9 protein-coding genes are annotated in these 10017 nt (G+C 35.0%); 5 read left to right on the forward strand and 4 right to left on the reverse strand.

From position 1 onward, the window contains the following. Positions 1–7 precede the first annotated feature (7 nt). The 3 genes from ACTF48_RS07840 to ACTF48_RS07850 form a co-directional block, all read right to left on the reverse strand. On the reverse strand, positions 8–289 hold the full coding sequence (locus ACTF48_RS07840) for a riboflavin synthase subunit beta (RefSeq protein ID WP_438962603.1): 282 nt from the start codon (positions 287–289) through the stop codon (positions 8–10). Between the two features lie 164 nt (positions 290–453). After that, on the reverse strand, positions 454–978 hold the full coding sequence (gene ribH / locus ACTF48_RS07845; RefSeq protein ID WP_438962604.1) for a 6,7-dimethyl-8-ribityllumazine synthase: 525 nt from the start codon (positions 976–978) through the stop codon (positions 454–456). Between the two features lie 4 nt (positions 979–982). After that, positions 983–1771 carry a tetratricopeptide repeat protein gene (locus tag ACTF48_RS07850; RefSeq protein WP_438962605.1) on the reverse strand — a complete coding sequence of 263 codons (789 nt, stop codon included), beginning with the start codon at positions 1769–1771 and terminating at the stop codon, positions 983–985. 184 nt (positions 1772–1955) lie between these two features. On the opposite strand from ACTF48_RS07850, the gene recF reads away from it, so the two are divergent. The 3 genes from recF to ACTF48_RS07865 are packed head-to-tail and all read left to right on the forward strand — an operon-like array spanning position 1956 to position 3728. Then, a complete protein-coding gene (gene recF, locus ACTF48_RS07855) occupies positions 1956–3035 on the forward strand; it encodes a DNA replication/repair protein RecF (protein WP_438962606.1) in 1080 nt (359 codons plus the stop codon). Next, a complete protein-coding gene (locus tag ACTF48_RS07860; protein ID WP_438962607.1) occupies positions 3032–3442 on the forward strand; it encodes a lipocalin family protein in 411 nt (136 codons plus the stop codon). The genes recF and ACTF48_RS07860 overlap by 4 nt, the downstream gene beginning before the upstream one ends. Beyond that, positions 3429–3728: a DUF721 domain-containing protein gene (locus tag ACTF48_RS07865; RefSeq protein ID WP_438962608.1), complete on the forward strand. Its 300-nt coding sequence runs from the start codon at positions 3429–3431 to the stop codon at positions 3726–3728. The genes ACTF48_RS07860 and ACTF48_RS07865 overlap by 14 nt, the downstream gene beginning before the upstream one ends. Positions 3729–3802: 74 nt before the next feature. Here ACTF48_RS07865 and ACTF48_RS07870 read toward each other — a convergent pair whose 3' ends face one another. Next, positions 3803–8197, reverse strand: coding sequence for a translocation/assembly module TamB domain-containing protein (locus tag ACTF48_RS07870; RefSeq protein WP_438962609.1), 4395 nt, complete (start codon positions 8195–8197; stop codon positions 3803–3805). A 104-nt stretch (positions 8198–8301) separates the two neighbouring features. On the opposite strand from ACTF48_RS07870, the gene tsaD reads away from it, so the two are divergent. Both tsaD and ACTF48_RS07880 read left to right on the forward strand, forming a co-directional pair. Further along, positions 8302–9318: a tRNA (adenosine(37)-N6)-threonylcarbamoyltransferase complex transferase subunit TsaD gene (tsaD, locus tag ACTF48_RS07875; protein ID WP_438962610.1), complete on the forward strand. Its 1017-nt coding sequence runs from the start codon at positions 8302–8304 to the stop codon at positions 9316–9318. Continuing rightward, the coding region (locus ACTF48_RS07880; RefSeq protein ID WP_438962611.1) for a 16S rRNA (uracil(1498)-N(3))-methyltransferase at positions 9318–10017 on the forward strand (700 nt) is incomplete at its 3' end. The genes tsaD and ACTF48_RS07880, both read left to right, overlap by 1 nt.

The following is a 10017-nucleotide window of genomic DNA, read 5'->3' on the forward strand; positions in this document are numbered from 1 at the left end:
AGTCAATCTAGAATTTAAAAATGGATAAATCAAAACCTATCAACCACAAAAAAGCAAATACTAAAACAGCAATTATAAGATACAATCTCGTTTTTACAGCTGCATCCATTCCAGTCTTGTAATCATTCATAGCGGTGTTAAACCTGCGTTTTAAACCACCAGTTTCAATAGTAGATCTATGTTCATCAAATTTATGCTTGATCTCAAAAGGACGTGTTCCTTCCTCCTGCTTATAATACTGCGGTTGATAGTCGTACTTTTTATTTTTGCGGCGTGATAGAATTCCCATATCTATGGTTTATTACAAAGTTAATAAATATGCTTCACTACTTTATGACAATCACCGTGCCGACTATAAACAATTTGAACATGTAGAATCCCATCAGGCAAATTACAAGCATAAAAAAAGCTGATTATAAAATAATCAGCTTTCTATGTTTTTCATCTTAAACCTTATGAATGGTCGTTTTTAATAGCGGCCATTTTTATAGCTGCTATTGCTGCCTCAGCTCCTTTATTACCATGAATTCCTCCACTACGTGCCACAGATAGTGCATGAGTATCATCTGTTAAGACACAAAAGATAACAGGAATACGTGTTTTATTAATATTCAAATCTTTAATGCCTTGCGTCACGCCCTGACATACAAAATCAAAATGAGCCGTTTCTCCACGTATCACGTTACCTATTGCGATAATTGCGTCCAGAGGTTTTTTAGTTCTTCTATTTACTACAGGATAAGTTCTTTGCTGCATGGTCTTACAACCATAAATAAGTTCAAAAGAACCAGGCACATTCATTCTATGAATATTAAATGCGTCTACACCACAATCTTTTAGAGTATCTACAGCACCTTTAAAAAGGTTTTCTGTTATATCATCATTCCACTCAGAAACAACAATCCCGATGCGCATCGCTGCAGCATCGGGTAAGTCATTCTTATCATAATGTGATAAATCTTTTCCTTGAGTCGCCATGGAATTAGTTTCCTGCAGCTTGCGCCTGACCTAGTAACACCTTTGCAGTGGTAGCCTCATCAGAGTCTCCATAAGTAGACTCAATGGTTTCAAGTGCTTTAATCGCTGTAGCATTATCACCAGTTATAAGCGCAGCATTTGCTGCTTTTAATAAATACTTAGGTGATGTAAATTCATTAGCATTTGTTTCTGCCGCTTGCATATAAAATGAAATAGCATCTCCAGTTTGATTCACTTGAATAAGTGCATCACCTATACCAGCAAGCGCTATAGATTCTAATACAGAATCTCCACCTTTATATTCAGTAAGGTGATCAATCGCGTTTTGATAATTAGTACCTCCTAGATTTAAGTAAGCCATACCAGCCTGGTAGTTAGCAAGGTTTGCGGCATCAGTTCCAGAGTACTCTTCTATAATTTTTAGAAAACCATATTTCCCTTCACCACCTTCTAGGGCTAGTGTGTAGAGTGAGTCTTGTACTTCTCCTGTAGCCGTTAAAGCGTCATTATAATAAATGTTTGCCTGAGTCATTTCAGAGACAGCTTCTTGAGACTTTGGAGCTACTACAAACTGAGTATATGCCCAGTAAGCAAGCGCCGCTACAGCTATTCCTCCTATGATGTAGAGAATAATGTTTTGGTTTTTACTCACCCATTCTTCCGTCTTATTTGCGCCTTCATCTAAGGTGCTAAACACTTCTGCAGTTGTAGATTCAGAGTCTAGAATTTCTTCTACTACTTCTTTCTCTTTCTTTGTTTTAGGTTTATATCCTCTTTTATTATAGGTTGCCATAGTTTCATTTATTGAACGCGCAAAAATATAATATTTATCCATAATTAAAAATGTGTTTAAAGCTTTATTCTTCTTAGTTTCAAATCATACCTTTGCTAGAGTTAAAAAATGTGACTTTTGAACTCGCTTTCGCGAAAGCGAATTAACCACAACACATTGCCATACAAAACATTAACACCATTATATGCATCTCGATTTTTTGAGTTTGATAAATTATAAAAGTTTCGCAACAGCCGAATTTGAGCTGGATGAGAAGATTAATTGTTTTGTAGGTAACAATGGTGTAGGAAAAACAAACGTTTTAGACGCTGTGTATCACCTAGCATTTGCAAAAAGTTATTTTAATCCTATCACGGTTCAAAATATTAAGCACAACGAAGACTTTTTTGTCATTAATGGAAACTTTACTAAAAATAACCAAAATGAAAAGATAGTAGTAAGTGCTAAACGTGGAAATAAACGTGTGCTGAAACGCAATGGTAAAGCATATGAAAAAATAAGTGAACATATAGGGCTTATTCCTCTAGTGATTATTTCACCGGCAGACCGTGACCTTATTATAGAAGGTAGTGACACTAGGCGCCGTTTTATGGACAGCGTTATTTCTCTAGACCACCAGGAGTATCTCAACAAATTAGTAACTTATAATAAACTGATCCAGCAGCGTAATGCTTTATTAAAATATTTTCAGGCTAATAGAACCTTTGATAGAGCTGGACTAGAGGTTTATGATGAGCAGCTGGTTACTCTGGCTACTTTTATACATCAAGTAAGAGTGAAGTTTTTAGAGACCTTTACTCCTATTTTTAAAAAATACTATGCTTATATTTCTCAAAGTGAAGAAGATGTAAACATCTACTATAAGTCTGATTTAAATGATGCTCCTGCCGCACAGGTGTTTGAGAAAGCCCTGCAAAAAGACATGCAATTACAATATAGCAGCGCCGGGACTCATAAAGACGACTTATACTTTTTATTAAGCGATCATGCGATTAAGAAATATGGAAGTCAAGGGCAACAAAAAAGTTTCCTAACCGCTTTAAAACTCGCACAGTTTGAATTTATTAAAGAGCAGAGCGGTACTATGCCTATCTTATTGCTCGATGACATTTTTGATAAACTGGATGAAAGTCGTGTTTCTCAAATCATCAATATGGTAAACGAGGAGCAATTCGGTCAGTTATTTATAAGCGATACGCATCCAGAACGTACAGAACAAGTGGTTAAAGAGATACATCAATCCTATAAGATATTTAAGTTATGAAAAAACTCATTTTACTAATAGCAGTCATAAGTATCACTGCGTGTAGCAATGGTACTAAGGATATGGTAAACGCCATGAAAGGATACTGGAATATTGAAACAGTAACCTTACCCGATGGTAGCGAGCGTGAATTCCCTTTCTCTAACCATATGGATCATTTTGAGATAGAAGGTAATAATGGCGTTAAAAACCGAGTAAGTCCTACCTATGATGGTGGTTATATTAACTATGGTAGTCCCGTATTATTTACCTGGGAAACGGTAGATGGGAAAGCAGTACTTACTTTTAAAGATGGAGATGGCCGCTACCAGCAGACCTTAAAAGAGTGCGATGGTAAAACGCTTATTTTACTCCATGAAAATGGTACTGAATACATTTATAAAGCTCACGATAATGCGCAAGAATAAGAAAGATGGTTTTTTAAATATGAGCGAAGCTTTAAATGATTTTAAAGCTCAAAATAAACTGCAAAAGGGTTTTGCCCGTGTAGATGTAGAAGCTGCATGGAAAGAGGTTATGGGAGCTGGAATCATGACTTACACGACCCAAATCAAATATAGCGGCACCACACTATTTATAAGTCTATCATCATCTGTGTTAAGAGAAGAACTGCTCTATGGGCGTACTAAAATCATAGATAATCTAAATACACATTTAGGTAGTGACATGATCGAGAAGCTGGTATTGAGATAATATTTACGGTACACTTAAAAAGTTTAGTTTATACCAGTTTAGATTTAAATTGTTTCTCTAAACTATTTTCTTTTCTAAAACTTCACTGGCACTTCTTCATATTCTTCTAGAGCATCCTTTTTTTCTAACTCCATTTTCTTTTTAAAGACTTTTTCATAGAGCTCTTTTAAACTATCAAAATCTACTGACCAGGATAGTCCTAAACCTTGTGCATAACCACCTTGCTCTCCTATTTGCTGTAAGTTATCTTCTCTATTAAAGATTTTAAGGCGTAATGAACCATCACTATTAAGTAAGAACTCTATTTCTACATTTCCTATTACAGCACGTTCATTTGCACTGGTACTTCCTACTGGAACTCCTAGCTTACCGTTAATTAAAACGCGGTCACTAATTTGAGTAGTTACAGAAACCGCAAAACGATCTGACTGTTGTAAATCACTATTAGGATTGCGTTCTGAGGCTTCATAATTTAAGTTATACTGGATATCACCTTCATTATTTCCTACAATATCATTTATGATACTGGAAAGGCCTTCTACTACATTACCTGTAACAGCGTTTTGACCTATACTATTAGGGTTATAAAAAGTTCCTGTAGAGATAATAGACATGGCTTGTAAGTAACGCTGGGCCTTATCTTCAAGACGGTACTGTAGTTCAGAGGTAACTACTGAGTTTGCATTAGGGAATTGAATCTGAAATTCTGGATCAAAGTATGATAAGTTCCCTTGTAAAGATGTTATTACTTCAACAGGTATTTGAGAGTTAATATTAGGGTTATCTAACAATATGGCTGGATTTGCTTGAGTTTTATAACTAGCACTTACATCTATATTTGCCTCAGTAGGACTACCGTTCCAGTCCACAGTACCACCTGGTTGTATGGTAAACTCTTTATTAACAATTCCTGCATATTTAAAATTATAAATACCATCATAAACAGAAAAATCACCATACATATTAAACTTACCTAATGTATTTATCTCTAGCTTGAGATTACCAGCTCCACTACCTCGCAAATAACTTCCATTTTCTTGATCTACTGTAATTTCTACCTCAGCCACAGGTGTTACTTTAAGATCAAATTCTAACTCTAAACCATTAATTTTGTCAATTTCTATTTGCTCTCCAGAGATGCGTGCTTGTTTTTCTTCAGGACTTAAGAAATAAATCATAGAATTATCTGCTAAGCCTTCTGCATCGTTAAGCGGAACTTTAAAAACAGTTCCCTCTTTTGTAGTTGCTTTTACCTCTATAAAAAGTTTATCTGTAGGTCCCGTAATACTGGCGCTACCGTCTATAAATGCGGTTCCGTAATACAATGACTCTGGAGTTAAGCCAGTATCTAACACAAGTAATTTATCAGACTTCAATTGAAGTCCTAATTCCCAAAAACCAAAATTCTTATGCTTTATAACTCCAGATAGATTTCCTTTAGTACCGTATTTAGTATCTGTAAGTTCTATGGTATTAAAATCAAATAAACCAGTTTCTACGATGATCTCACTATTTTGTTCTAAGTTAAAATCAGTATTTAGATATGGAATATTGAGCCCACCATCTTTTAAAATTAAGGAACCACTAAGATTAGGTTCTACCAGCAAGCCAGACATACCTATCGCTCCTGTAGCAAATCCTCTCATATTATCGATTACTTCTCCACCTAAAGGACTCAAAGCAACGAGGTTAAAATCATTAAAATTAATATCTACATTTATCTGAGACTCTTTACCAGCAGTATTTACCGTTCCATTTGCCCATAAAGTACGCTGTACATCATCTTTTAACTGTGCATTAACCTTATACTGAGTAAGATCTTCATTACCTGTGATCATCATATCAAAGTCACCTAGTGGAGTATCATTTACCTCTAGATCTGTGACTGTAAAATCACTGGCGGGCGCATAATTACCATTTATTTGACTCAATTCTAATGAACCGTTAATCAAGCCTCGCATTTTCAAACTATCTATAGGAGAAGTGAGACTTGAAATGTGTACATCTTTAAAGTCTAGGTGTAAATCTTTGTTTTCCTTACCACTCACATCTCCTGCTAGAGAGATATATTCTTGAGCGTGTTTAATGACTAAGGTATCTAAATTAAAGTTTTTAAAATCATGATCAAAAGTGAGTTGAACCTTATTCTCATCATTATTTAGAATCCATTTTTTACCTTGATATTTAATATCACTTTTACGTTTTCCTACTACAGACTGACTACTATCATTAACGGTGTGATAAAAACTAAGTTTGTACTTATCATCTATGCGCTGTTTACTTGAAAATTCTGTTCTGAAGAATAATGTGTCTTTGTTTGTAACGTTTATGAGCTTAAAATCATCTACATCATAAACTCCATTTTTTATGTGGTCTATTTTTACATAGGTATTAAATAATGGGTTTTGATTGTCTATCTGAACATTTACTTTATCCAACTTAATGTCATCAAACAATTTAATATCTGGTGTCCTAAAAGTCATTTTAAACTGAGCCTCGTTTGAAGCTACTTGTCCTTTTAAGGTCGTGTTTTCGCCTAGAGCGACATCAGGAAAGAACAAGTCTACAATTTTATCATAAATCTGAAATTCATAATCAAGATACTGATCTTTAGTAACCTCATTAGATCTATAATTTGTGTAAACATTTCCTATGGCATTTTTAAACAACTCTGGAATTTCTTCTATTTTAAAAACTCCTGAGAGCTCGCCCTCAATAATATCTGGGCTATTGATGGTTATTTTACGTACTTCTTCTTGAAAATAAGACACGATGTTAAAGTCCTCAAAAACGTACTCTTTATTATCATTTGTATAACTTGCGTCTTTAAATTCTATAAAACCTTTAGCATCATTAATAGTAGTTCCTTGCATAGCCATTACTACATCTCCTTTTAAAATGGCTGTGGAGTCTCTTTTAAAGATATTAATGGCATTTAAATCTGCATATTCTATACTCGCTTTAAAATCATATTTATTAATTCCTTCATTAAGATCTGCGAGTCCATTAAATGTCATTTTAATATTAGGATCGTTAATGGAAAACCTACCGTCAAAAAGTGGCTTTTCAAGAGTCCCATCTACCTTAATATTACGGTATAAATATCCATTATACTCAATATTAATAACTCCACCTTGAACCTTTGTTAACAAATTCTCAGGATTAAACCCTTTACCATTAACGTTTAAATTAAGGGTTGTTTTACCTAAACTGGCAACACCTAGTAAGGCACCTAAGTCCAAGTCTTTAACCTCAACCTTACCTTTATAAGCAGGCTTAGCACTTGTTATATCTGTAAGCACCAGATCAGTATTAAAAGCTCCTTTACGAGAGGTTCCCTTCAATCGAGAAACCACAGTATTTGCATTTACTGAGGCATAGCCACTGGCAGTTACCGTGCCTAACGCATCTATTTCTGGTGGTAATGATTCCCCTAGAATGTTAGGTAAAAAAGTTTTTAAATCATTATTATCTACTCGTAACTGGCTAAAAGTCCCTTCTATAAAAAAATCATCTAAATCATCCACTACATTTCTAAAATGCATATCACCTTTTATGGATATATTATTTAATGTAACTGCCTGGAGTTCTTTAACATAAAAATCATTAAGATTCCCAGTCATATGACCGCTTAAATCAACCGTTTCAGTTTTTACGAGTTCATTGTAAAAAAGTCGCAACTCATTTGTGGCGATGGCTGATTCTTCAATTTTAAAATCCCAATCTACATTATGATTAAAGTCAGCAAAGTCACTGATAACATAATTCAGTTTTAAATCTCCTTTTAATTTTGAACCTGCCGTTTCTATTTCCAGATCTGCAGCACGGATTTGAGTATTAGAATAAGAGAAATCTGTTTTAACATCCCGAACTATTAAATCCCTAACACCATTTTCCTCTTTCATTACACCAGTATGCATAAGAAAGTTAGACGTTTCTATTTGCGCACTGATCACGCCACCATCTATTTTAAAATCACTCGCAAGCAAGTTTAAATCTCTCGCATAAAAAGATTCTGGATATTTTAAGGTCTCATCATAGACCATAACACGTGAATTAGTAACTTCTAACTCACTAGCTTCTAGAACAAATGGTGCGCCACCAGATCCATCACTACTGCCAAATTTATCAATAAAGAGACTTAAGTTATCTGTAGAGTTCTCTTCATACCTATGGATATTAAGATATAAACCATCGATCGCAACATCTCCTAGATCAGGCTGCCCATCTATCATATCACCGAAACTCATAATAGAAGTTTCTAAACTTTTAATGAAAATGACCGTGTCCATTTTATGATCCAGCGCCAGAGCGTTTTCTAACCCTACAGCACCCGAATAGCTCACATGAACCTTATCTATGGAAATAGAAGTGTTATAAGTATCATTAAGATAAGAGGTAGTCCATCTGGCTGCTTTAGTTTGCACCGCTGGAAAACTAAAAGCGATGACCACTATCACAAATAGCACTAGCAAGACTAGCAGTATCCTCAGTAATATTTTAAAAATCCTTTTAATAGCTATAGATCATTTACTTTTGCAAATGTCACCAATTTTTATGCCTTAGTATCATAATGCAGCCAAAAAATACATACATTCTTGCAATTGAATCCTCTTGTGATGATACTGCTTGTGCCATTTTGGAAAATGATCGAGTACTTTCTAATTACATAGCAAACCAAAAAATCCATGAAGAGTATGGCGGTGTGGTACCAGAGCTTGCCTCACGAGCACACCAGTCTAATATTATCCCAGTAGTAAATGAGGCTCTTAAACAGGCAAATATTACTAAAGAACACTTAAGTGCCATTGCCTTTACTAAAGGTCCAGGACTTATGGGCAGTCTTCTCGTAGGAACTAGTTTTGCTAAATCTTTGTCCTTATCCTTAAACATTCCTTTAATAGACGTTCATCACATGTACGGCCATATACTAGCCCATTTTATAGAAAATGGACAGGAAAAACCTAGTTACCCATTTCTAGCCTTAACCATAAGCGGTGGACATACACAAATTGTACAAGTAAATAGTCCTAGCGATATGGAAGTCCTAGGAACTACACAAGATGATGCCGTAGGAGAAGCCTTTGATAAAACGGGAAAATTATTAGGTCTAGGATATCCAGCAGGACCATTAGTAGATCAACTTGCACAAAAAGGAAATAAAAAGGCATTTGAATTCCCTGTCCCTAAAGCTCCAGAACTCAACTATAGTTTTAGTGGTTTTAAAACATCAGTGCTTTATTTTTTACAACGTGAGACTCAAAAAGATCCAGATTTTATTAAAAATAACTTAGAAGATATTTGTGCCAGTGTGCAACACACTATTATTAAAATTTTATTTAAAAAATTAGAAAAAGCAGTCCAGCAAACTGGAATTAAGCAGGTTGCTATAGGTGGAGGAGTTAGCGCAAACTCAGGTATAAGAGCACGATTAACATCTATGCAAACTCAAGGCTGGAAAACCTTTATCCCACCATTTGAATACACCACTGATAATGCTGCAATGATAGGAATAGCAGGATATTTTAAGTTTTTAGAAAAAGATTTTGCAGGCTTAGAAGTTACCGCAGCACCTAGAATACATATCTAATGCAATTGTTCTACAATCCTCAATTAGACACAAATACAGCTACTTTCACACTAGACAGAGCTGAAAGTAAGCACGTTTTTAAAGTACTACGCAAAAACATAGGTGACACGATATCTATTACTGACGGTCGTGGAAATTTATATAAAGGCACCATAAATCACATTACTAGTAATCGATGTGATTTAGATATCGCTTTTGCGAAAACGTATCCTCCACCATCCTATCAACTTCATATAGCCATTGCACCTACTAAGATGAATGATCGCATGGAATGGTTTCTTGAAAAAGCTACAGAAATGGGAATTACACGCATTACTCCTATTTTGTGTCAGCATAGTGAGCGACATAAAATTAATATGGAAAGAATGAACCGGATCATAGTAAGCGCTATGAAACAGTCACTACAATTTCATAAACCACAACTAGACGAGTTAATTGATGTAGAAGAGTTTTTAAAATTAGAACATACCGGTAAAAAATTCATCGCACATTGTGAGGAAATAGAAAAAACACATTTAAGCGATGTTGCTCAAGCCAGAGAAAATGGAATAGTGCTTATAGGTCCTGAAGGCGATTTCTCTTCTCAAGAAATAGAACTGGCAATAAATAAAGGGTTCAAACCTGTAAGTTTAGGGAATACGAGACTGCGCACAGAGACAGCCGGCATTTATACCGCAGCAACATTTAATATCTTAAACA

It is taken from the genome of Nonlabens sp. (assembly GCF_965660805.1).
GTDB lineage: Bacteria > Bacteroidota > Bacteroidia > Flavobacteriales > Flavobacteriaceae > Nonlabens.